A 22728-nucleotide genomic window follows, 5' to 3' on the forward strand; every position below is an offset into this window, starting at 1 on the left:
CGTCGGCGGACCAGCCCTGCACGATCTGGCCGTTCGCGCCGCGGGCGAGGTGGCCCAGTTCGAGACCTCGTACCAGGCGAAGCCCGCCGCGCTCAGCGCCTGCTCGGCGGCCAGATAGCGGTCGGCGGCGACGTCGTCGGACGGGTAGGGCAGCTCGCCGCGCCGCATCCGGGCGGCCATCCGCGTGCCGTCCTCGACGATCAGCGAGTAGGCGCTCACGTGGTCGACGCCGGCGCCGATCACCGCGTCGAGCGAGGCGGCGAAGTCGTCCGCGGTCTCGCCCGGCGTCCCGTAGATCAGGTCGAGGTTGACGTGGTCGAACCCGGCCTCGCGCGCCTCGGCCGCGGCGCGGGTGGCGCGGCCGGCGGTGTGCTTGCGCTCCAGGATCGCGAGTACGCCCGCAGCAGCCGACTGCATCCCGAGCGACACCCGCGTGAACCCGGCCTTCCGGAGCGCCTGCAACGACGCGGGTGTCACCGACTCCGGGTTCGCCTCGGTGGTGATCTCCGCGTCGGCGGCCAGCCCCCACGTCCGGTCGATGCCGTCGAGGATCCGCGCCAGGTCGTCGGGCGTGAGCAGCGTCGGGGTGCCACCGCCGACGAAGACGGTCTCCACCGGCCGCGACAGGACGCGCCCGGCCAGCCGGATCTCCTCCAGCACCCGGTCCGCGTACTCGTCGCGGCTCGCACCGCCGCCCAGCTCGGCCGCCGTGTAGGTGTTGAAGTCGCAGTAGCCGCAGCGCGTCGCGCAGAACGGCACGTGCACGTACACGCCGAAGCCGTTCTTCCCCACGGACCGCAGGGCGGAGTCCGGCAGGGAGCCGTCACTCGGGACGGGCTCACCGTCGGGCAGAACACCAGGCATCGCTCAAGTGTGCACGCAGCCCGTTAGGGTCTTGGCCATGGCCTTGGTCCGATCCGTCACCGACGCCGGGGTGACCACGCTGACGCTCGACAGCCCGGCGAACCGCAACGCGCTGTCCACCGCCCTGATGACCGACCTGCTCGACGGGCTCGGCACGGCGCTCACCGACGCCTCGGTGCGCGCCGTGGTGATCTCGCACACCGGCCCGGTCTTCTGCTCCGGCGCCGACCTCAAGGAGACCGCGGCGACCCCGGACGACGGCAAGGTGCCCGCCGAGATGATGGCCGACGTGCTCGCGGCCATCTGGGAGTTCCCGAAGCCCGTGGTCGCCCGGGTCGCCGGCCCGGCCCGCGCCGGCGGCCTCGGCCTGATCGCCGCGGCCGACCTGGCCGTGTGCACGCTCGACGCCACGTTCGCCTTCTCGGAGGTGCGCCTCGGCGTCATCCCGGCCGTGATCAGCGCCACGGTGCTGCCCCGGCTGGCGCCCCGCGCCGCCGCCGAGCTCTATCTGACCGGCGACGTCTTCGACGGGCGGCGCGCTGCCGAGATCGGCCTGGTCACCCGCGCGGTGGAGCCGCACGGTCTCGACGCCGCCGTGGCCGGTTTCTGCGCTTCCCTGGTCAAGGGCGGCCCGACCGCGCTGGCGGGCGCGAAGCAGCTGCTGCGCCGCACGCCGGCCGACTCGGTCCGCACCGACCTGGCGGACCTGGCCGCCCGCTCGTCCGGCTACTTCAAGTCGCCGGAGGGGCGCGAGGGCGTCGCGGCGTTCAGGGAGAAGCGGCCGGCTGCTTGGGTGCCGGTCACCCAGGAGACGTGATTTCGTTTACTACCCTTGTCGGGAAAGTGCGGAGGTGTAAGTGAAGAAGCCGGTGGCGGTGGCGGCGGTGCTCGTCGTTCTCGGCGCCCTCGGCTTCGTGGTCGCGCAGTCGTTCGGCGGCGGGATCAAGCTGCCGCTGATCGGGCCCGAGTGCACGGTGCGCGCCGACGGTCAGGTGACCCTCGACACCGTGCAGATGGCCAACGCGGCCACCATCTCCGCGATCGGCGTGCGGCGCAAGATGCCCGAGCGCGCCGTCGTCATCGCGCTCGCCACGGCCCTCCAGGAGTCGAAGCTGGAGAATCTGGAGGACGGCGACCGCGACTCGCTCGGCCTCTTCCAGCAGCGGCCCAGCCAGGGGTGGGGCACGCCGGAGAAGATCCAGGACCCGCGGTACGCGGCCCGCAAGTTCTACGCCGCCCTCAAGAAGGTCAAGGGCTGGGAGGACATGCGGGTGACCGACGCGGCGCAGAAGGTGCAGCGGTCGGCGTACCCGAATGCGTACGAGAAGTGGGCCGACGAGGCGGCCGTGCTGGCCAAGGCGCTGACCGGCCGCGCGACGGGCGCGGTGGAGTGCACGGTCACGGGCGAGCCGGCGTTGCGCGGGGCCGCCGCGGCCGCCGCCCTGACCGAGGGCCTCAAGCTGGACTGGGGCGTGAAGGCGGTGCAGGACACCGAGCTGCGCGTGACCGCCGGCGATCCGGAGAAGGGCTGGCGCTACGCGCACTGGCTCGTCGCGCACGCCAAGACCACCGGCCTCGAACGGGTACGTTTCGCCGATCTGGAGTGGGACGCGACGGACGGCAAGTGGCAACCCGTGACCGGGGACCGGCGGGTCGGCAGCGACACCGTAGTGGCCGAGGTCTATTCCTGACGCGTGACTCGGGTTGCGCTACGTATACATGGACATGGACAGACAGCAACCTCCCTGGTACTAGTTATTCGTGCTCCACGCCTTGGAATGGATCCTCTTCGGAGCCGTGAGCGTAGGCGCCATCGTCGTGGGGGTGAGCCGGCACCAGCCGGCGCGGATCGCCCCGTGGCTGTTGCTCGCCGCCTCCGTGACCTGCCTGGCCGTCGGGGACGTCTTCTACGCCTTCGACATGAGGGACGTCGCCGACTCCGTCTACCTGACGATGTTCGTGTTCATCGCGCTCACCGTCATGCAGTTCACCCGCTTCGGCTCCGTGCTCACCAACCGCGCCCGCCTCATCGACCTGCTCGCCCTCGGCTGCGCGGTCCTGCTGCTGGTCTGGGTGTTCGTGATCGGCGACATCGGTCACGTCGGCGACATCTCCGCGGCGGACGTGATCGGCGCGCTGCTGCTCATCGGCGTGACGGTCCGGCTCATCGTCGCGACCTGGTTCACGTGGTCGGCCGTGCTGCTGTGCATCGGCGCCGCGGGCATGCTGTCCAGCGACATCGCGTACGGGCTCCACGCCGCGTGGTGGACCGAAGCCGGCTACATGGTGCTGTACCTGGCGTGGGGCGCCGCGGCTCTGCACCCGTCGATGACCCGGCTGACGTCGCCCGTACCGGTGCGGCAGACCCCGTGGCAGGGGCGCTGGGCCGCCGTCCTCGGCATCTCGGTCGCGACACCGCCCCTCGTCCTGCTCGTCGAGGCGGTCTCCGGCACGGTCACCGACGGCGTTGTCATCGCGGTCACCGGAGCGCTCACGCTGGTGCTCACGTTCACCCGGCTCGCCGACTCGGTCGCGCTGAGCCAGCAGGCCCTCCGCCGCGAACGGGTGCTCCGCGAGGCCAGCGCCGCCCTGGTCGCCGCCGCCGACGCCCCGGCCGTCGACCATGCGGTGCGCGGCGCGGTGGCCCAACTGCTGCCGGCGTCCGAGATCACGAGCGTCGACTTCGCCACCGACGACCGGCGGCTCACGTTGCCCGCGGCGCCGGCGGGGACGCGTACGCGAAGCTGGTGGATCGACCCCGGCACGCTGGTCTGCCCGCTCTGGCTCGAACCCCTCGCCGTGGCCCGCCCGCACGGCGGCGCCCTGCTCATCACCGGTCGCCGCGAGACCCTGGAGGCCGGCCGCGACGCCCTCGAGGTGCTGGCCGGGCAGGCCGCCCTCGCCCTCGACCGGATCACCCTGGTCGAGGCGGTCGGCCGCCGCGACAGCGACCTCTACCTGCGCGCGGTCGTCCGCAACACCGCGGACCTCATGCTGGTCGTCGACGAGGACCACGTCATCCGGTACGCCAGCCCGGCGCTCCACACCCTGCTCGGCACCGACGACTTCGCGCCGTCCACCACGTTCATCGACCTCGTGCACCCGGACGACAGCGTCCGCGTGGGCCGCACGCTCCGCGAAGCCGGCGACGGCGTGCTGCACTGCTCGCTGCAGCGCGGCGACCAGACGCAGGTGCTGGTCGAGGCGACGTACCGGGATCTGCGCGAGGATCGGCTCGTCCGCGGCTATGTGCTGACGCTGCGCGACGTGACCCGTTCGCACGATCCTGGTGAGCGCGTGCCGCACGTGGAGAACGTCGACGCGCTGCCGGCGTGGGTGAACCGGCGGAGTGCTCAGCACAAGTTCCGGTACTGAGCCGGCGTTCCCCCGCGGCTGTCGCGGCCCTGCCTTCCCGGCGGGCCCCTTCCCGGCGGGCCCCTTCCCGGCGAGCCCCCTTCCCGGCGAGCCCTTCCGCGGCGCGCCCTTTCGCGGCGCGCCCTTTCGCGGCGGGCCCTTTCGCGGCACGGCAAAAGCGCCGGACCCCTTGGCGGGATCCGGCGCTCTTGGCGGTTGCTCCATCGGACCCCGAGAGGTCCTCCGGTCAGGCCCGGCGGGGAAGCTCAGCGCCTCCCCGCGGAGCCCGGGGGTCAGCGGCGGCTGTAGCGGCGACGGCCACCGACACCGGCGACCAGGGCCACACCGATCGCGGCCAGCACGACCTGGAACAGGATCTCGGTCCAGTCGATGCCGTTGGTGTCGGCAACGCCGAGCGCGCGGGCCAGCACGGTGCCCAGCAGGGCAGCGACCACGCCGATGACCAGGGTCAGCCAGATCGGGATGTTCTGCTTGCCCGGAACGACCAGGCGGCCCAGGGCGCCGATGATGAGACCGACGATGAGCGCGGAGATGATGCCGGCGACAGTCATGGGGTTCCTCCTCGGGGGTGGAGCATTCGTTGCGTCCGTCGACCCAGCAAGTTCCCGACGCCTCCGAAAGCCAAACCGCGAAATTGCCAGGCAACTCGCAGCCGGCCGCCCTTGCATCCCCCTCCACCAGTCAAAAGAGCAGCTCAGGGCGCATTCGTGGAACCGCTCCCAGGGGCAAAATTCTCTGCGGGGCGGGTCCGCGGAGTCCTCCCCGGCGCCTTTGGTGCCGTTCGTAAACCCGGATCGGCGGGCGGGGTCGGTTAACCAGCTCACACGTACGGCGGAAACAGCGACGCCCGGATCCCGTCGCTCTCGCGGCGGAACCCGGGCGTCGTGCCGTCTTACAGCCTCGGCGGCCCCGGCCCGGCTGTCTCCTGAGGCTTCAGCTACTTCTTCGTGGCCTTCTGGTCGGCGGAATCCGAGGTCGACAGCGCGGCGATGAAGGCCTCCTGCGGCACCTCCACCCGGCCGACCATCTTCATCCGCTTCTTGCCTTCCTTCTGCTTCTCGAGCAGCTTGCGCTTCCGGCTGATGTCACCGCCGTAGCACTTGGCGAGCACGTCCTTGCGGATGGCGCGGATCGTCTCGCGGGCGATGATGCGGCTGCCGATCGCCGCCTGGATCGGCACCTCGTACTGCTGGCGCGGGATCAGCTTCTGCAGCTTGGACGCCATGGTGACGCCGTACCCGTACGCCTTGTCCTTGTGGACGATCGCGCTGAACGCGTCGACGGGCTCGCCGTGCAGCAGGATGTCCACCTTGACCAGGTCGGCCACCTGCTCGCCGGAGGGCTCGTAGTCGAGGGAGGCGTACCCCTTGGTCTTGCTCTTCAGCTGGTCGAAGAAGTCGAAGATGATCTCCGCCAGGGGCAGCGTGTAGCGCAGCTCGACCCGCTCGGAGGACAGGTACTCCATGCCCAGCAGGGTGCCGCGGCGGCTCTGGCACAGCTCCATGACCGCGCCGACGTAGTCGTTGGGCACCAGCACGGTGGCGCGCACCACGGGCTCCCGGATCTCGGCGATCTTGCCGGCCGGGAACTCGCTCGGGTTGGTGACCGTCGACTCCTTCATGTCCTCGGTGATCACCTGGTAGATCACGTTCGGCGCGGTGGAGATGAGGTCGAGGTTGAACTCGCGCTCCAGCCGCTCGGTGATGATCTCGAGGTGCAGCAGGCCGAGGAAGCCGCAGCGGAAACCGAAGCCCAGCGCCGTCGACGTCTCCGGCTCGTAGACCAGGGCGGCGTCGTTGAGTTTGAGCTTGTCGAGCGCGTCGCGCAGCGCCGGATAGTCGGAGCCGTCGATCGGGTACAGGCCGGAGAAGACCATCGGCTTCGGGTCCTTGTAGCCCCCGAGCGGCTCGGTGGCCGGCCGGTTGTTGCCGGTGACCGTGTCGCCGACGCGGGACTGCCGCACGTCCTTCACGCCGGTGATCATGTAGCCGACCTCGCCGACGCCCAGCGCCCCGGCCTTCTCCATCTCGGGCGACACGACGCCGATCTCGAGCAGCTCGTGCACGGCCCCGGTGGACATCATCTTGATCCGGTCGCGCGCCTCGATCCGGCCGTCGATCACCCGGACGTACGTGACCACGCCGCGATAGACGTCGTACACCGAATCGAAGATCATCGCCCGGGCCGGCGCGTCCGCGTCGCCCACCGGCGGCTGGAACTGCCGCACGATCTCGTCGAGCAGGTGCTCCACGCCCGCACCGGTCTTGCCGGACACCCTGAGCACGTCGGACGGCTCGCAGCCGATGAGCTTCGCGAGCTCCTCGGCGTACTTCTCGGGCTGGGCGGCCGGCAGGTCGATCTTGTTGAGCACCGGGATGATGTGGAGGTCGTTCTCCATGGCCAGGTAGAGGTTGGCCAGCGTCTGCGCCTCGATCCCCTGCGCGGCGTCGACCAGGAGGACCGCGCCCTCGCACGCGGCGAGACTGCGGGAGACCTCGTACGTGAAGTCGACGTGCCCGGGGGTGTCGATCATGTTGAGCACCGCCGACTCGCCGGCCCGCTCGCCCGCGCGCACCTCCCACGGCATCCGCACGGCCTGGCTCTTGATCGTGATGCCACGCTCGCGCTCGATGTCCATGCGGTCGAGATATTGCGCGCGCATCTGCCGCGGATCGACCACGCCGGTGATCTGCAGCATCCGGTCGGCCAGCGTCGACTTGCCGTGGTCGATGTGCGCGATGATGCAGAAGTTCCGGATGCGACGCGGATCGGTCGCTCCGATGATGTTCACGCCGGGGTCGAGCGGTCCAGGCACGTTCGTCCGTTCTCGAGCAAGTCAGGGGCATCTCCGGCGGCCGGCACGATGCGGTCGCCCCTCCCATGGTCCCACGTCTCGGTCACACCCAGTCCAGCGGCCGATGAGCCCCCGTCGGAACCTCGGCGACCACCGGCGCCCCGGGAGCCACCACGCCGCCGCGCACGACCACCGCCATGATCCCCGCCCGCCGCACCACCCGCCCCGACCGGTCGCGCCCGAGCACCTCCTTGAGCAGCCCTGGCCGGAACCTGTCGATCTGCGCACACGGGTTCCGCAGCCCGGTCACCACGACCGCCGCCCGGCCGTCGCCGTCCCCGCGCGCCAGCTCCGCCCGGACCGCGCCCTCCAGCACGTCGACCACGTCGTCCATCCCGGCCTTGACGGTCGTACGCCGACCCGCCGCCACAACGTCGAGCGCACTCCCGTCCGCCGGGACGTCCCGCTCGTCCGCACCTTCCGGCCCGGGCGCCCGCGAAGCATCTGTCGCGCTCGCCGCGGACCGGCGTGCCGCACCCCCGATCGGTTCGAATCCCGGGGCGGCCCCGGCCACGTGACCGAACCGCAAGACCGTGCCGCAGGGCAGTCCGATCAGGTCAAGGCCGGAGGTCGTGACGTTCTCCCCGAGCCCGCCCTCCGGCACGGCATGACCCTTGGCCCCGACCTCGTCGAACAACTCCCGGTGCAGCAGATGCACCTGACGAAGATTGGGCTGCCCCGGATCGGCCGCCACCCGCGAACGATGCCGAACCGTCACCCCGGCATGCACATCGCCCCGCACGCCCCACCCCGGCACCAGCACGATCCCGCCGCGCACCGCCTTGCTGAACGTGTAAGCCCCGTTGCAGCTCACCGCCGTCACCAAGCCCCGAGTCACCGCACCGCCCCTTCCCAGCCGACCCCCGACCCGCCCAGCCCACAACACCCGCCGCCCCCTGATCGACCGCATTCCCACCCCCTGGCGCGCACCGGCCAACGCGCCCCCGCCTGCGACGGCGCACCGGTGGAGCAGCCGCGGCGCTCCAACCCACAGCGGCGGCGATGAAGCCGGCGCGACCCTCCAACCGGTAACGCCGTTCGCGAAGCCTGTGCCAGCGCTGGCGGTCCGCGGCGATGGCGGGTGACAGCGACGGCGGGTGGCGGCGGGTGGCGGCAACGGCGGCGGGTGGCGGCAGCGGCAGCGGCTGGCGGCGGCAGCGGCTCGTGGCGGCGGCTGGCGGCGGCAGCGGCTCGCGGCTCGCGGCTCGCGGCTCGCGGCTGGCGGCTGGCGGCTGGCGGCTGGCGGCTGGCGGCGGATGCTCCGGCACGGCAGAACCGCGACGAAGCCCGCCCCGACCGGCCGCCCCGGACCTCTGTCGGATGCCCGACTCAGTCCGGAGGCAGCAGGAACAGCGACGACAACCGCGGCAGCCGCCGCCCCATCTCGTCCTCGTCGTCGAAGTCCCACAGCATCGCCGGGTCCGGCCGCCCCGGCGGCGCGTCGGCGGCCGGGAACTCCTCGCCCGTGGCCTGCTGATACGCCTCCGGGGCGATGGTCAGCACCTCCTCCGCCTCGAACACCGCGCCGGTCGTGGCCGCGGCCTTCACCGAGGCGAGGGCGGCCAGTGAGTCGGGGTCGCGGACGGCGCCGGCGAGGACCTCGCGGCCGTTGGCGATCAGCCAGCCGCGGAAGTTGTCGAAGCCCTCCTCCGAGCACCCGCCGTTGATCAGGTAGGCCGCCGCCCAGAGGTCCTCCTTGCCCGAGGCGGTCAGCACTTTGTCGAGGTGGCGGCCCCAGGCCACGATCTCGTCGGGGTCGCGCGTGGCGAGCTCCGCGACGGCGCGCTTGGCCACCTCGCCGGGCGAACCCGGCCGGTCGGCGGTCGCCCGGTCGATGACCGCCCAGAATTCGTCCGTTCTCATGGGTCAGAGCTTGCCAGGCGGGTACGACAAATTCGGGAAGGCAGGATGGGGGCATGCGTCCGGTATCGCTCCCCGAGGTCCCTTACGGCGCTACGGCCGTACGTCCGCTCTGGTCCGATCTGCCCCCTGCGGTGCGGGCCGCGATCGACCGGAGACTGGGCTCGCCGGTCCGCGTGGCGACGCCCGCCGGTGGCGGCTTCACCAGGGCTTTCGCCGCGGTTGTCGAGACGGGGTCGGGCGAGCGCGTCTTCCTCAAGGCAGCGCCGCACCAGGACCCCACTTCCGACTGGTACGCCCATGAGGCGACCGTCACAGCCGCCCTGCCCCCTGAGGTGCCCGCCGCCCGGCCGCGCTGGACGCTTGATGCGGCCGGCTGGTTCGTGCTGTGCCTGACGGTGGTCGACGGTCGCGTACCGGCGCTGCCCTGGCATCCCGACGAGCTGGACTCGGCGCTGCGGGCCTGGAAGGTCGCCGCGACGGCCCTGCGCCGGCCGCCGCCCGGCATCGACGCGCCGCCGCTCGCCGAGATCATCCGCGGGGAGCTGTCGTGGTGGACACAGATCATGAACGGTCTTGTCCCCATTCCGCCGGCTCCGCCGTGGGCCGACGACCGCCTGGACGACCTCGCCGCGCTCGAGGAGACCCTGCCCCGGCTGGTCGACGGGCCGGGCATGCTGCACGGCGACCTGCGGATCGACAACATCATGATCGACAGGTACGGCCGGAGCACGCTGTGCGACTGGACGTGGCCCTGCCGGGGCGAGGCGTGGTTCGACACGGTGACCCTGCTCGTCACCGCGTACGCGAGCGGCCTGGACGCCGACAGTTACCTGGACGGGTGGGACGCCCCGCCGGAGGGCGTCGACGGCGTGCTCGCGGCCATGGGCGGCTACTGGCTGACCCGCGCGGCGGCCGGTCCGAGCAGCGCCTCGCCGCACAGCCGCCAGCACCAGCGGTTCAGCGGTCATCAGGCACTCGCCTGGCTGGCCGCCCGCCGCGGCTGGGACAGCTGACCGGGCCCGGCGCCGCCGCCCGGAGAGCCCCGCTCGATTTGGGGCCCGACGATCAGGCCTGATACATTGGTTCGTCGCGTGTGGTGGCGCGTTCCTGCGTGCTGCTCACCGCTTGAGCACTTCGACGTGGTGGTGCCTCAGCCCTCTGAGCTCCACCGAAGTCTCAGTACATCATCCGAACTAGTCAGGACAAGGCTGTCGCGTGGCGAACATCAAGTCCCAGATCAAGCGCAACCGGCAGAACGAGAAGGCCCGGCTGCGCAACAAGTCGGTCAAGTCGTCGCTGAAGACCGTGATCCGCAAGCTGCACGAGGCGAGCGACGCGGGCAACACCGAGACGGCTACCGCCCTTCTCCGTGACGCCTCGCGCCAGCTCGACAAGGCCGTCAGCAAGGGCGTCATCCACAAGAACCAGGCGGCGAACCGCAAGTCGGCCATCGCCAAGAAGATCGCTTCGCTCTCCGCCTGATTCGCCTGAGGCACCCTCTGCACGGCGGCGCCCTCGACACGAGGCAGGTCGCCCTCGGTGGGGTCCTCATGAGGCAACCGCAGCACCGGCACTCGCCCTGAGCCGCCGGCCGCCGCGGGTTGCCTCCCCCTCCGATCGGGCGCGTCCGGTCGGCGCCCCGGCAGGGCGAGCTTGCCGAGGCAGAAGTGTCCGTCCGCCGGGCCGGGGCCATCGCACCAGCGATGATCCCGCCGGGCCGGGCAGGCACCGGTCCCAGACCGCATTCAGGCACCGCTGGACTCGTCCGGCGGTGCCTGAGTCGTTTCCGCACCTCGCCGCCCCCGGCCGTACGCGATGCTGCCCCTCTCCCACCGCTCGAGCCGGCGCCGCCTTGCCTGCCATCGCTCGAGCCGGCGCCGTGGCGGCCCTGCCTGCCATCACTCGAGCCGGCGCCGTGGCGGCCCCGCCTGCCATCGCTCGAGCCGGCGCCGATGCCGCCCCGCCCTGTCACTGCCGGCGCAACACGCCCGGGTTAGCCCGACCGAGCGATTCGACCCCGGGCGATCGGTTCGGATGTGCCCCGGATCACGTCCGGTTCGCAAATCAGACATCCAGCCTGATCGAGCCGCATTGCCGCGCCGCGGGAATGGCCAAAGGCCGATATGTCTGGTTTCGCGTTGCTTGATCGACAGCCCCCGCACGGCGGCCGGCCGAGCGGAACTGTCGGACCCGCGTGGGAGGATTTTCGTCGTGAACAGCACGCCGCCCGATCCGCTGGTCCTCGTCCTCGGCGACGAGGAGTTGCTCGCTGCCCGCGCCGTCAGCGCGACGGTCGAGGCCGCCCGGGCTGCCGACCCCGGCGCCGACGTCCGGGAGTATGAGGCCGGGCAGCTCGCCGCCGGCGAGGTCGCCGAGATGCTGAGCCCGTCGCTGTTCGGCGGCCGCCGCGTGCTCGTGATCCGCAGCGGGCAGGACGCGCGCAAGGACCTCACCGCGGCGCTGCTCGCCTATGCCAAGGCGCCCGATCCCGACGTCACCCTGATCGTCACCCACCCGGGCGCGGCCAAGGGCAAGGCGTTCGCCGACGGCCTCAAATCGGCGGGCGCGACCGTGATCCCCGTCATGAAGCTCAAGAACGATCGGGAGCGCACCGCCTTCGTGCGCGACGAGTTCCGGCGCCACGGTGGCCGCTGCGACGAGGCCGCGGCATCCGCCCTGCTCCAGGCCGTCGGCTCCGACCTGCGCGAGATCGCCGCCGCCTGCTCCCAGCTCCTCGCCGACACCGACGGCAAGATCACCGCTGCCGTGGTCGCCCGCTATTACAAGGGCCGCGCCGAGGTCAGCGGCTTCGCGGTCGCCGACGCGGCCATGATCGGCGACGTCCCCGCCGCCCTCGAGGCCCTGCGCTGGGCCCTCCACGTCGGCGTCGACCCCGTCCCGATCGCCGACGCCCTGGCCGACGGCGTCCGCACCGTCGCCCGCGTCGCCTCCGCGGGCCGCGGCAACCCGTACCAGATGGCCAGCTCCCTGGGCATGCCCGCCTGGAAGATCCAGAAGGCTCAGGAGCGCAGCCGAGGCTGGACCCCCGAGGCCCTGGTCGACGCCATGCGCGCCGCCGCCGACTGCAACGCCGCCGTCAAGGGCGGCTCCGAGGACCGGGGCTACGCGCTGGAGCAGGCCGTGTTCGCCGTCGCACGCGCAAGGCACACGGGAGGTGCCCGGTGAGCCGATTCCGCCGCGGCTCCGAAACCCGGAGCGACGCGACAGGCCGGGCCTGGGGCCGCGCAGACGACGCTCCCCCGCACGGCGCCCCCACAGTTCCGCCCAGCGGCCGCACGATTCCGTCCATCGGTGGTCCCACGGTTCCGCCCGGTGCCCTCGCGCCTCCGCCCGCCAGCCCCACGGTTCCGCACGCCACCCCCACGGCCCCACACGCCAGCCCCACGGTTCCGCACGCCACCCCCACGGCCCCACACGCCACTCCCACGGCCCCGCACGCCAGCCCCACGGTTTCGCCCAGCGGCCACATGGGCTCACTCAGCGATGCCGCGTTCCCGGGTGCGGCGCCCGGCGAGCCCACCGAGCGAAACGCGCGCGATCTTCCCAACCCGAGCGCGCTACCCCCGGCCGGAGCTGACGGGCGAAGCATGAGCGACCGCTTCGGCGTGAGCACCGACCGGCAGGGTGGGGAGCGACGGGGCATGGCCCGAGCCATGCGCTTCCGCGACGCCGCCCGCACCGAGGTCCCACCCGCCGAGGCGCGCCTGGGCCGGCTCCGCGAGGAAGCCCGCGCCGGCCGCACAGCCTTGCGCGCCACTCCCACGACCGACCCCGGCAACGGGCTCTATCGGGGCAGCACGACGACCGCCCCGCAGCCTGCGAACGCCTCGGACCTTGCGGGCGCCTCAAACTTCGCGGGCGCCTCCGACCTCGCAAGCGCCTCGACGTCCGGGCCCGCCTCGGACCTCGCAAGCGCCTCGACGTTCGGGGCCGCCTCGGACCTCCCAAACGCCTCGACGTTCGGGGCCGCCTCAGAGCCGGGGAGCGCCTCGGCGCGCATGGACGGCTCGTCAGCACTCGGCGACGGTCACGGGTCCCACGGCATGGGAGAGGCCGCCTGGATGCATCGGGCCAGTTCATGGCGTGAGACCGAGTATGCGCGTGCGGCCGAGCCGGGGCGTGCGGCCGAGGCAGGGCGTGCGGCCGAGCCGGGGCGTGCGGCCGAGGCAGGGCGTGCAGCCGAGCCGGGGCGTGCGGTCACCTCACAGCGCTCTGCCTCGTCGATGCGTGCCGAGCGCTCCTCCAGGTCAGCACGGGCGGGCGGCGACGCGGCGCACCGCCCGATGTATGCCCGCATGCTCGGCCTTCGCCACGTCGCGCCGAGCGGCATCCTCTGCTTCGTGTTCCTCGAGGGCACGGTCGCACTGGGCATCCTGCTCGCCCTCGCCGAGCTGGTCAGCTGGTGGGGCGTCCTGGTCCTGCCCGCGGCCGTCGCCGTCATGGTGAAGCTGAACGACGTCGTCGCCGGCGTCCTCGAGCGTCAGCTCGCAACCTCCCAGGCAGCTTCCCGCCCCTCTACGCCCGCGGCCGCCCGATCGCTCGCCTCCTCCGCGAGCCCTCACCGGCCCACGAGCGCCCACTCGCCGACGAGCTCCCGCGCCTCCGCTGCCCGCGCCGATGCTCGCCCCACCGCACCCGCCACACCCGCCGCACCCGCCGATCCCCAGCCCGCGGCCTCCTTCAGCGCCTGGCTCTCCGCCTCCGCCGATGCGCCCGCCACGCCCCGGGACGCGCGACCGTTCGACGCATCGCCGGGAGCCGACTCTCTGTTCGACCCCTCGCCGGGGGCCGACCCCCTGTTCGACCCCTCGCAGGCGGCTGTCCCTCCGGCGGCGCCGAACCGCTTCGCCACCTTCCCGGGTCCATACGCCAACAATCGCCACGCCCGCACCACCCCGGCCGGCGACGCTTGGGCCCGCACCCCGGCGTTCCCCGTGTCACCCGGCGACGAAGCCGCGACCGACCGGTCACCCGCCGGCGAGGTGCCGACCGCCCATCCGCAGTCCGGCAACGCACCCTTCGGCCCGGCGCCTACCACCGACGCCCAGGCCGACACGACGCAACACCCCGGCGCACCGATCGGCAGCGTCCAAGAGGGCGCCTCGCAGCCCGGCAGCGTCCAAGAGGGCGCCCCGCGGCCCGGCAGCAGCCTCCCAGTTGGCAGCGCACAAATCGGGGGCCACTCAGCCGACAGCACACCGGCGATCGCCCCTCTGCCCGGCATCGAGAACGGCGCCCGTCCGGCACGACAGTGGGCCGACGACATCGATGATCAGCAGCGTTCCCGCCAGTCCGCCGCGCGCCGCTACGAATAGGCCGCCGCCGCTACGAAGAGGCCGCCGCTACGGGTAGGCCGCCGCCGTCACGAAGAGACACGCCAAGAACAGCTGCCGTCGGAACGAGCCGAGGTCGAGCAGCCGGGACCAGGCGTTCGACTCGGCCGATCTCACGGCAGCAGGGACCGGCGCGTTGCTGGTCCCGCAGTTCAGCGATCCGTTGTGCTCCCGGAGGCCTCGGCGCCCCAGGACCGCAGGGCGGCGATCGCGTCGGCACGGGAGAGTTCGCCCCGCTCGACGTGGAGGTTCTGGAGGAAGCGGATGGCCGCTCCGACCTGCCGCCCCGGCGGAATCCCCAGGACCTCCATCACCTCCGCGCCGCCGAGGGGCACCGGGACGTCCGCCAGCCGGGCGTACTCGGCACGCTCAGCCGCCGCACGCTCGGCGGCCGCCTGTCCCGCCTGCCACGCGTCGTAGGTGGCGTGCTCCCGCGCCTCGGCAGCCCGCCGGCTCCAGCCTTCGAGATCACGCTCGGCCCCGAGCCCGACCTCGGCGAACAGGTCATGATGCTCCGGTCGCCCGTCCCGGGGATCAAGGACGACACCGAGCCGGGCAAGCACGGCATTGATCGGCCACCCGGCCCGGCGCCCGGCGGGAAACTCAGCGGTGTGCGACGGCCCCCAGACCCGCTGCCCGCCACGCCACAGCGAGGCGGTCTGCCAGCCGTCGCCGCCGAAGAAGTCCGCCTCCACCTGGCCGATCGTCCCGGTGAGCGACCAGTCCCTCAGCCTTTCCTCGGCCGGCGCGGAAAGGCGTGGCAGCGGCACCAGGCCCATGCGATGCCGGAGCGGGACGACCCCTGACTGCTCCTCCCCTCGCAGCAGGTCGAACGGGCCGACGGCTGCGTTCAGCTGATAGGACATCGGCTCCTCCAGGCACGGGCATTCGTGGCGATGATGCTGGCTCGCCGCGCGGCGGCCACGGCGTACGGAATGGTCGGGGTCTGATCGGAACCGCGCCCCACCCGGTAGCGTCAGAGGAACCATGATGCGACGTTTTCTCGTTATTGCGACCGCGGCCGCGGCGTTCTCGCTCGCCGCGTGCGCCAACGGCGCCGGTGACGAGGCCGGCGCGCCCGCACCCGCGCCGTCCGCCTCCGCCGTGCCGAGTGCGGAGGCCGGAGTGCCTAGTGAGGAGCCCGGAGTGCCCAGTCAGGAGCCGAGCGCGCCCGATGAAGGCGCCGCGACCACGACGTTGAGCGGCACGATCGAGGCCGGGGTCGAGCCCAACTGCTTGATTCTCGACAAGCATCTGCTGGTCTTCAAGGATCCGGCGCTGAAGTCGGCGGCGAAGGCCGGGGCGTCGGTCACGGTGACCGGGCGGGTCGCGGAGGGGATGATGACGACCTGCATGCAGGGTACGCCGTTCGAGGTCACCGCCCTCCGCCCGAACTGACCCGGCAACCGCGGCACGCGGCGGAGCGGGCGGTCATCGGCTACCGTCGCCGCATGCCCGTCGCGGTTGTCACCGACTCCACCGCGTACCTGCCGTCCGAGCTGCACGGGACCCACGACCTGACCGTCGTCCCGCTCACCGTGGTCATCAACGGTGACGAGGGCCTCGAGGGGTGCGAGGTGTCGCCGGCCGAGGTGGCGCGTGCGCTGGGTCAGCGGCGTGTGGCCGTGAGCACGTCGAGGCCGGCGCCCGGCCAGTTCGTGCGGGCGTATCGGGAGCTGCTCGACGCCGGGGCCGACGGCGTGGTTTCGGTGCATTTGTCGGCTCAGCTGTCCGGCACGTACGACGCCGCCAAGCTCGCCGCCGCCGAGATCGGCCCGGCGGTCGAGGTGGTGGACAGCGGCACGACCGGGATGGGCCTGGGCTTCGCGGCGCTGGCTGCGGCGGACGCGGCCAGGCGCGGGGACGACCTTGCCGCGGTACGCGACACCGCAACGCGACACGCATCACAGGTCAGCACCCTCTTCTACGTGGACACGCTGGAGTTCCTGCGGCGCGGGGGCCGGATCGGGGCGGCCGAGGCGCTGCTGGGCACCGCCCTGTCGGTCAAGCCGATCCTGCACGTGGTGGACGGCGGCATCGTGGTGCGCGACAAGGTGCGCACGGCGGGGCGGGCGCTGGCCCGGCTCGTCGACCTGGCCGTGGAGGCATCGGGCATGGGCGAGGTCGACATCGCCGTGCACCACCTCGCGGCGGCGGACCGGGCGGGGGCGCTGGCGGACGCGGTGTCGATGCGTCTGGGCGACCGGCTGCGCGACTGCTACATCACGGAGATCGGCGCCGTGGTCGCCGCGCATGTGGGCCCCGGCCTGGCCGGCGTCGTCGTCCACCGCCGGATGCCGGCCGAAGCTACTCCTCGGCCGTAGCCTCCGGCGGGAACGACTCGGCCCGCCAGCGCTCCGGATACATGCCCTGAGCGCTCAGCCGCGGAAGCAACTCCTCCCACGGCACCACCCGCTCGCCCAGCTGCACCTCGTCCACCAACGGCAGCAGGACCGGCTCGTCCGCCGGCCACAGCGCCCGGGTACGCCCATCCCCCGTGAGCAACATCTCAGCAGCGCCCGGCAGATCGGCCGCCTGCTTCGCGTACTCGCACGACGAAAGCACCGCCTCGGCACGACGGACATGACCCGCGTGCTCCACCCCGGCGTACGGCACCGTGCGTCCGCTGTCGTCCGGCACGTACGCCATCGGGGTGATCGCCCGCGGTGATGCCAGATAAATGCTCTCCGCCCGCGCGAACAGCTCCGCCACGTGCGCGCTGCCGTCCGCGGTGATCAGGAGCAGCCCCCGCTCCGGCGCGAACGCCACGGGCCGCCCGCCCACCTGCTCCGCGAGCCCGGCCAGCCAGCCGTCCAGGAGCAGGTGGGACGTCCAGTACGCGTCGCCGTCGTCGACGAACTGGACCACGACCGGCTCGGTGGCCGTACCCAGCAGCTTCGCTCCTGCCAGATTGGCGCGCGCGGCCGCGAAGATCTCGTCGTCGGTCACGCCCCACCCGTGGGTGGTGGTGACGTAGGTCATCGTGTCCGGCTGATCGACGACGACGAACTCGGCCAGGTACGGGAAGGCGGGCCGGCACAGCGGCGCCGTGCTCCGGGTGGCGGCGCCGCGCAGGACGGGCCGCAGCAACGGACGGGCCTCGGCCCACGTGGCGGGCAGGCCCGGGGCGCGCAGGAGGCCCGCGACGAACTGGTCCACCCGGCCGCGCGGGACCTCGTCGAGACGTACCTCACTGGGTTGGTCGTCGCCCGGGCGCACGAACCGCACGGTGAAGGACGCCGAGTGATAGCGCGCCTCCGTCGCTCCCGCCCGGCGCAGACGCTTGATGACTCGGCTGGCCAGACGCGCCCGCGCGGCTCTGCGGAACAAGCCCACGCGCGGCCCCTCTGTTCGCTCCCCCGGTCGTGGGCGACGACTTTAGCGGTTCATCGGGTGGCTGTCACCACCGTCGCCTCCAGCTCGTCGTCATGGCACAGCCCCGGACGCAGCCCGGCCCGGCGGACAACCTCGGCAGCCGTGTCAGCCTGTGCCTCCGTGATCTCGGACAGCAACAGGCCGCCCGGTGCCAGCCAGGAGCCCGCCGCGGCGACGACGGCCCGGAAGATGTCCAGCCCGTCAGGACCGCCGTCGAGGGCGGTGCGCGGCTCGTGGAGACGCGCTTCGGCCGGCAGGTAGTCGATGTGTGCGCTGGCCACGTACGGCACGTTGGCGAGCAGGACATTGATCCGCCCGCGCAGGCCTGCCGGCAGCGCGTCGAAGAGATCGCCCTCGAAGACCCGGTCCGCGCCGAGGTTGTCGCGGGCGCAGGCCACTGCGGCGGGGTCGCTGTCCGCGGCGGTCAGATCGATCCCGGGTACGCGTCGGAGCAGCGCGAGTCCCAGCGCCCCGGAACCGCAGCACAGGTCGACGACGGTGTCACCCGGCCGGGTGCGGGTCGCCGCCTCGCGCACCAGCAACTGGCTGCGCACCCTGGGTACGAAGACGCCGTGCCGGAGGCGGACCCGCGTGCCGTCGAACTCCGCATGGCCCACGATCTGCTCCAAAGGCTCGCCCGCGGCCCGGCGCCCGATCAGCTCCCGCAGCTGGGCGGCCGAGTCGGCCGCTGCCACGAGAATGGCCGCCTCCTCCTCGGCGTACACACACCCCACCGCCCTGAGCTGGGCAGTCGTCTCGGCTAGCACAGCGTTCATGAAACTCCCGGTTATCCACAATGAGCCGTCGTCCACAGGGCCAGCGGCGAGGACGCTGCTGGCACCCTACGGTCGCCGGCGTGGGAGAGGCGAAGGACGACACGGGAGCAGCCCCGCCGTTGCGGGGCTATGCATGGGACACGAAGGAGTTTCGGCGTCCCGGGATCACGGCTGGGCAGGAGACGGCTCGCGGGGACGACTCCGCGGATCCGTCGCTCCCGCCGCCCGGCGACGGCCCGCTGACCTGGGCCGACGTGGTGCCAGGGTGGTCGGAGGCGATGCCCGGCTGGCCGCCCGACGTGCCCGGCTGGCCGGACGACGTCACTCCGGCCCCCGCCCCTGCTCCGGCCGTGCACAAGTCCGTCGCCGCCGGCGTCTTCGCCGCCGATCCCCCGGCGCTGTCGGCAGCCGGGGCCTTCGACGGTCCCGCCGGCCGGCGCATGAGCCTGTTCGACCCCGGCCGGCGCGGCGTGCGGGCGCTGGTGGCGGTGGCGGTCGCCGTGGTGACGCTGGCGGCGTTCCTGGCGTGGCGCGCCCGTCCCCGGGTGGAGGTCGTCCCGCCACCGCTGGGTGCCGGCGCACCCGCGGCTTCCCCGGGCACGGGCTCACCGGGTCAGCAAAGCGTCGCGGGACCGGGAGCTCCGAGCGCCGCGCCAGGGTCGTCGGGTGCGTCGGCGGGCGCGCCGATCGTGGTGGCCGTCGGTGGAAAGGTGCGCAAGCCCGGGCTGGTGGAGCTGGCGCCCGGCGCCCGGGTCGCCGATGCGCTGACCGCCGCGGGCGGCGCCGAGCCGGGCGTCGACGTGGCGCCGCTCAACCTGGCGCGCAAGGTGGTCGACGGCGAGCTCATCATGGTCGGCGTCACTCCCCCACCCGGCGCCGCGCCGACCGCGCCCGCGGGCCCCGCCGGAGCCAGCGCGCCTCCCGGTCTGGTCAACCTCAACACCGCCACGCTGGCGGACCTCGACGGCCTGCCCGGGGTCGGGCCGGTCCTGGCGCAGCGCATCCTCGACGCCCGCGAGTCCCGGGGTGGCTTCGCGGCCGTCAGCGACCTGCAGCAGGTCGACGGCATCGGCACCGCCCGCTACGAGCAGCTCAAAGACCTGGTCACGATATGACCGGCCCGCCTTCGTCCCGCTCGGCACCTGTCACACAGCAGCGCAAGGCCCCGGATCTGCGGCTGGCGGGGTTTGCCGTGGCGCTCTGGCTGGCCGGGCTGGCGTGCCTCCACCTGTCCGTGCGAGCGGGTGCGGCGCTCGGAGCCGGCGCTTTCGTCACGGCGGCACTGGCGGCGTCCCCGTGGGCGTCCCGGGTGCTGGGCCGAGCGGCGCCCCGGCAAGGGCGGCCCCAGGCCAGGGAGCTGCGGTGGATCGTCGTCGCGGCGCTGCTCGGGGCCGGATGCGGGGCCGTGGCCACGGGAGCGCGGGTCGGAGTGCGGGACGCCGAGCCGCTGGCGGGATGGGTGGCCGCCGAGGCGACCGTGCGCGTGGACTTCGTGGTGCGCGACGACCCGCGAGCGCTCGACGGGTCGCCGGGGCTGCCGCCGACGTACCTGGTGGCGGTCGGGCTCACCGGCGTCCAGCCGGAGGACGGACCGGCCGTGACACTGTCCACCCGGGCGCTCGTGCTGGGGTCGGGAGCGGCCTGGCAGTCGCTGTTGCCGGGGCAGCACGGCTCGGCGACGGGACGCCTGCTGGCTCCCCGGGGCGGTGATCTGACGGCGGCCGTGCTGTCGGTGCGGTCGGCGCCGGAGCTGCGCGGCCGGTCGTCATGGGCGCAACGCGCGGCCGGAAGCCTGCGGGCCGGTCTCCAGCGCGCGTGCCAGCCTCTGCCGGACGATGTGGGCGGCCTGCTGCCGAGCCTGGTCGTCGGGGACACGAGCCGGATGGACCCCGCGGTCGAGGAGGACTTCCGGGCAACGGGCCTCACGCATCTCACCGCCGTCAGCGGGGCGAACATAGCCATCCTGCTGAGCGTGGTGCTCGCCCTGGTGCGCCGGCTCCGAGCCGGCCCGGTCATGACGGCGCTGGTGTGTGCGGTGGCCCTCGCCGGGTTCGTGGTGCTGGCCCGGCCGGCGCCCAGTGTGGTGCGCGCGGCCGCCATGGGCGCGCTGGCCCTGATCGGGCTGGCGAGCGGGCGGCCCCGGGCGGCGGTTCCGGCGCTGGCGGGCGGGGTGGCGGTCCTCGTCGTGATGGACCCGGAGCTGGCGGCGGACCTGGGCTTCGCGCTGTCCGTGCTGGCGACCGGGGGCCTGCTGCTGCTCGCTCCGAGGTGGCGGGACGCACTCACCGCCCGCCGCTGGCCGGGCTGGGCCGCCGAGGCGCTCGCGGTGCCGGCGGCGGCCCAGGCGGCGTGCGGGCCGGTGGTGGCCGGCATCTCCGGCGCCGTGAGCCTGGTCGCCGTGCCGGCAAACCTGCTGGTCGTTCCCGCCATCGCCCCGGCGACCCTGCTCGGCGTGGGCGCCGCCGTGGTGTCGCCCGCCTGGCCGCAGGCCGCGGAGTTCGCCGTGTGGGTGGGTCAGTGGCCGGCGCGCTGGCTCGTGCTGGTGGCGGCCTACGGCGCTGACGTCCCCGCGGGCGCGCTGCCGTGGCCCGGCGGCGTCACCGGAGCACTGCTCCTGGCCCTCATCACGGTCGCGTTGCTCGTGGCAGCGCGGCGGGCGATCGTGCGGCGGCTGGTCGCGGTGGTGACGGTGAGTGCCATGGTGGGCGCCCTGCCCGTACGCCTCCTGGTCGCCGGCTGGCCCCCGCCCCGCTGGATCATCGTGGCGTGCGCGGTGGGCCAGGGCGACGCCGTGGTGCTGCCCGTGGCCGAGGGCCGCGCCGTGGTCATCGACGCGGGTCCCGACCCGGAGGCGGTCGACGGCTGCCTGCGGCGGCTCGGCGTCCGGGCGGTGGTCCTCCTCGTGGTCAGCCACTTCCATGTCGACCACATCGGCGGCCTCGCGGGGGTGTTCCGCGGCCGCAGCGTCGCCGGAGTCGCCACCCCGGACTGGCCCGACCCCCCGTCCGGCCGCGCCGCGGTCGAGCAGCAGGCCGCCCGCACCCGCACCCCGATGGCGCCGGTCCACCCGGGGTGGCGCTACACCGCAGGCCGCCTGGACCTCACCGTGCTCGGCCCGGTCGAGCCCCTGCACGGCACCAACTCCGACCCCAACAACAACTCCCTCGTCCTGTCCGCAACGATCGACGGGCGCCGCATCCTGCTCCCGGGCGACGCCGAAACCGAAGAGCAGGACGACCTCCTCCACCGCCTCGGCCCACCCACCATCCGCGCCGACGTCCTGAAGGTCGCCCACCACGGCTCCGCCTACCAGTCCCCCGCCTTCATCGACGCCGTCGACCCCGCCGTGGCCCTGGTCTCCGTGGGCGCGGACAACGACTACGGCCACCCCAACCCGCCCCTCCTGGCCCGCCTCACCACGGCCGGCGCCCGAGTCCTCCGCACCGACCACCACGGCGACCTGGCCGCCGTCCGCACCCCCACCGGCCTGGCCGTGGCCGCCCGCGGCAACCTCCAACCGCCCTGACCCCGCGCCCACCGGCCCGGCCGTAACCGCCCGCGACCACCCGGCCGCCCCCACCAGCCTGACCGTGGCCGCCCGCGACAACCCGGCCGCCCCCACCAGCCTGACCGTGGCCGCCCGCGACAACCCCGGCCGCCCTGACCCCACCCCCACCGGCCCGGCCGTGACTGCCCGCGGCAATCCCCAGCTGCCCCTGACCCCCGCCGACCGCACCAAGGACGCCATCGCCACCACGGTGACCAGGTCGCCGGCGCTGATCCGAAGTGACGCACGTCCGGTGCGGTACTCGTTCGCCGGGTGGGCGTGGTCGCTGTGGCCCGGGCCTTTGCCGCAGTCTTATGCCATTGCCCTCAGGTCGGCGGCGACGTCGGCGAGGGTGGCCGTGGGTCGGTCGCCGGCAAGCTCCGACCGCCCGGGGCAGGCCGGGCACTCCAGGCAGCGACGAGCCGCTCATCGTCCCGCATGCCGCATGCCCCCTCGGGGGGCCGGGCAGGTGCCGGGCGTGCCTGGTCAGCGTGAGCCGCGTGCCCGGTGAGCCGGGGCGACATCGAGAATCAGGCCGGCGTCGTGGATGCCGCTCCGGTCACGTGAATTCGTGCCGGGTGCGACCTGTAGCCACTTCCAGCGCGGCTGAGGCGAGAAACCCTCCGCCCACGAATACCGAGGAAGCCATCAGACCGGGAGCACTCGTCACGGATGACGGTCGCCGGAATCCGGCCCAGCAGGGCGACCGTCGAGAAAGGT

Annotated in this window: 19 protein-coding genes; 11 read left to right on the forward strand and 8 right to left on the reverse strand. The window is 73.3% G+C overall.

The annotated features are described in order from the left end of the window. Positions 1–864, reverse strand: an 864-nt coding sequence (gene hemW / locus RBH18_RS26300) for a radical SAM family heme chaperone HemW (protein WP_306212408.1), incomplete at its 3' end; no start/stop codon positions are given. Positions 865–901: 37 nt separating this feature from the next. On the opposite strand from hemW, the gene RBH18_RS26305 reads away from it, so the two are divergent. The 3 genes from RBH18_RS26305 to RBH18_RS26315 all read left to right on the forward strand — a co-directional run bounded on the left by RBH18_RS26305 (position 902) and on the right by RBH18_RS26315 (position 4239). Further along, complete coding sequence (locus tag RBH18_RS26305; protein ID WP_306212410.1) at positions 902–1681, forward strand: enoyl-CoA hydratase-related protein; 780 nt, start codon at positions 902–904, stop codon at positions 1679–1681. A 40-nt stretch (positions 1682–1721) separates the two neighbouring features. Further along, positions 1722–2555: a hypothetical protein gene (locus RBH18_RS26310; RefSeq protein ID WP_306212412.1), complete on the forward strand. Its 834-nt coding sequence runs from the start codon at positions 1722–1724 to the stop codon at positions 2553–2555. Between the two features lie 106 nt (positions 2556–2661). Further along, positions 2662–4239, forward strand: a complete 1578-nt coding sequence (locus RBH18_RS26315; RefSeq protein ID WP_306212414.1) for a PAS domain-containing protein — start codon at positions 2662–2664, stop codon at positions 4237–4239. Between the two features lie 272 nt (positions 4240–4511). Here RBH18_RS26315 and RBH18_RS26320 read toward each other — a convergent pair whose 3' ends face one another. The 4 genes from RBH18_RS26320 to RBH18_RS26335 form a co-directional block, all read right to left on the reverse strand. Further along, complete coding sequence (locus RBH18_RS26320) at positions 4512–4790, reverse strand: GlsB/YeaQ/YmgE family stress response membrane protein (protein WP_306212416.1); 279 nt, start codon at positions 4788–4790, stop codon at positions 4512–4514. Positions 4791–5176: 386 nt separating this feature from the next. Next, on the reverse strand, positions 5177–7054 hold the full coding sequence (lepA, locus tag RBH18_RS26325) for a translation elongation factor 4 (protein ID WP_306212418.1): 1878 nt from the start codon (positions 7052–7054) through the stop codon (positions 5177–5179). A gap of 82 nt (positions 7055–7136) precedes the next feature. Beyond that, a complete protein-coding gene (locus RBH18_RS26330) occupies positions 7137–7931 on the reverse strand; it encodes an MOSC domain-containing protein (protein WP_306212421.1) in 795 nt (264 codons plus the stop codon). Between the two features lie 491 nt (positions 7932–8422). After that, complete coding sequence (locus RBH18_RS26335; RefSeq protein WP_306212423.1) at positions 8423–8956, reverse strand: DUF4240 domain-containing protein; 534 nt, start codon at positions 8954–8956, stop codon at positions 8423–8425. A gap of 53 nt (positions 8957–9009) precedes the next feature. On the opposite strand from RBH18_RS26335, the gene RBH18_RS26340 reads away from it, so the two are divergent. From RBH18_RS26340 to RBH18_RS44175, 4 genes are all read left to right on the forward strand, one after another. Next, positions 9010–9969: a phosphotransferase family protein gene (locus RBH18_RS26340; protein ID WP_306212424.1), complete on the forward strand. Its 960-nt coding sequence runs from the start codon at positions 9010–9012 to the stop codon at positions 9967–9969. A gap of 202 nt (positions 9970–10171) precedes the next feature. Then, the gene (rpsT, locus tag RBH18_RS26345) at positions 10172–10438 is read left to right on the forward strand and encodes a 30S ribosomal protein S20 (RefSeq protein ID WP_196420515.1); all 267 of its coding nucleotides are present in this window, start codon (positions 10172–10174) and stop codon (positions 10436–10438) included. A gap of 729 nt (positions 10439–11167) precedes the next feature. Next, positions 11168–12142 carry a DNA polymerase III subunit delta gene (gene holA / locus RBH18_RS26350; RefSeq protein ID WP_372338987.1) on the forward strand — a complete coding sequence of 325 codons (975 nt, stop codon included), beginning with the start codon at positions 11168–11170 and terminating at the stop codon, positions 12140–12142. Positions 12143–13272: 1130 nt separating this feature from the next. Further along, a complete protein-coding gene (locus tag RBH18_RS44175) occupies positions 13273–14292 on the forward strand; it encodes a hypothetical protein (protein ID WP_372338988.1) in 1020 nt (339 codons plus the stop codon). Between the two features lie 170 nt (positions 14293–14462). Here the strand turns inward: RBH18_RS44175 and RBH18_RS26360 are convergent, their stop codons facing one another. Next, complete coding sequence (locus tag RBH18_RS26360) at positions 14463–15176, reverse strand: hypothetical protein (protein WP_306212428.1); 714 nt, start codon at positions 15174–15176, stop codon at positions 14463–14465. A 124-nt stretch (positions 15177–15300) separates the two neighbouring features. Between RBH18_RS26360 and RBH18_RS26365 the strand changes: the two genes are divergently transcribed. Together RBH18_RS26365 and RBH18_RS26370 are read left to right on the forward strand one after the other, a co-directional pair. Then, complete coding sequence (locus tag RBH18_RS26365) at positions 15301–15708, forward strand: hypothetical protein (RefSeq protein ID WP_306212429.1); 408 nt, start codon at positions 15301–15303, stop codon at positions 15706–15708. A 53-nt stretch (positions 15709–15761) separates the two neighbouring features. Beyond that, the gene (locus tag RBH18_RS26370) at positions 15762–16634 is read left to right on the forward strand and encodes a DegV family protein (RefSeq protein WP_306212431.1); all 873 of its coding nucleotides are present in this window, start codon (positions 15762–15764) and stop codon (positions 16632–16634) included. On the opposite strand, the gene RBH18_RS26375 is transcribed toward RBH18_RS26370, so the two are convergent. Together RBH18_RS26375 and RBH18_RS26380 are read right to left on the reverse strand one after the other, a co-directional pair. Next, on the reverse strand, positions 16618–17646 hold the full coding sequence (locus RBH18_RS26375) for a hypothetical protein (protein ID WP_306212434.1): 1029 nt from the start codon (positions 17644–17646) through the stop codon (positions 16618–16620). The two genes, RBH18_RS26370 and RBH18_RS26375, sit on opposite strands and share 17 nt — an antisense overlap. Positions 17647–17696: 50 nt before the next feature. Beyond that, entirely contained in the window at positions 17697–18461 is a 765-nt protein-coding gene (locus RBH18_RS26380) for a putative protein N(5)-glutamine methyltransferase (protein ID WP_306212436.1), read from the reverse strand. A 278-nt stretch (positions 18462–18739) separates the two neighbouring features. Between RBH18_RS26380 and RBH18_RS26385 the strand changes: the two genes are divergently transcribed. Beyond that, positions 18740–19576: a helix-hairpin-helix domain-containing protein gene (locus RBH18_RS26385; RefSeq protein ID WP_372338989.1), complete on the forward strand. Its 837-nt coding sequence runs from the start codon at positions 18740–18742 to the stop codon at positions 19574–19576. Beyond that, positions 19573–21987 carry a ComEC/Rec2 family competence protein gene (locus RBH18_RS26390; RefSeq protein WP_306212438.1) on the forward strand — a complete coding sequence of 805 codons (2415 nt, stop codon included), beginning with the start codon at positions 19573–19575 and terminating at the stop codon, positions 21985–21987. Before RBH18_RS26385 ends, RBH18_RS26390 begins: the two co-directional genes overlap by 4 nt. Positions 21988–22728 lie beyond the last annotated feature (741 nt).

Origin of the sequence: Actinoplanes oryzae, from assembly GCF_030757795.1 — a bacterium.
Taxonomy (GTDB): domain Bacteria; phylum Actinomycetota; class Actinomycetes; order Mycobacteriales; family Micromonosporaceae; genus Actinoplanes.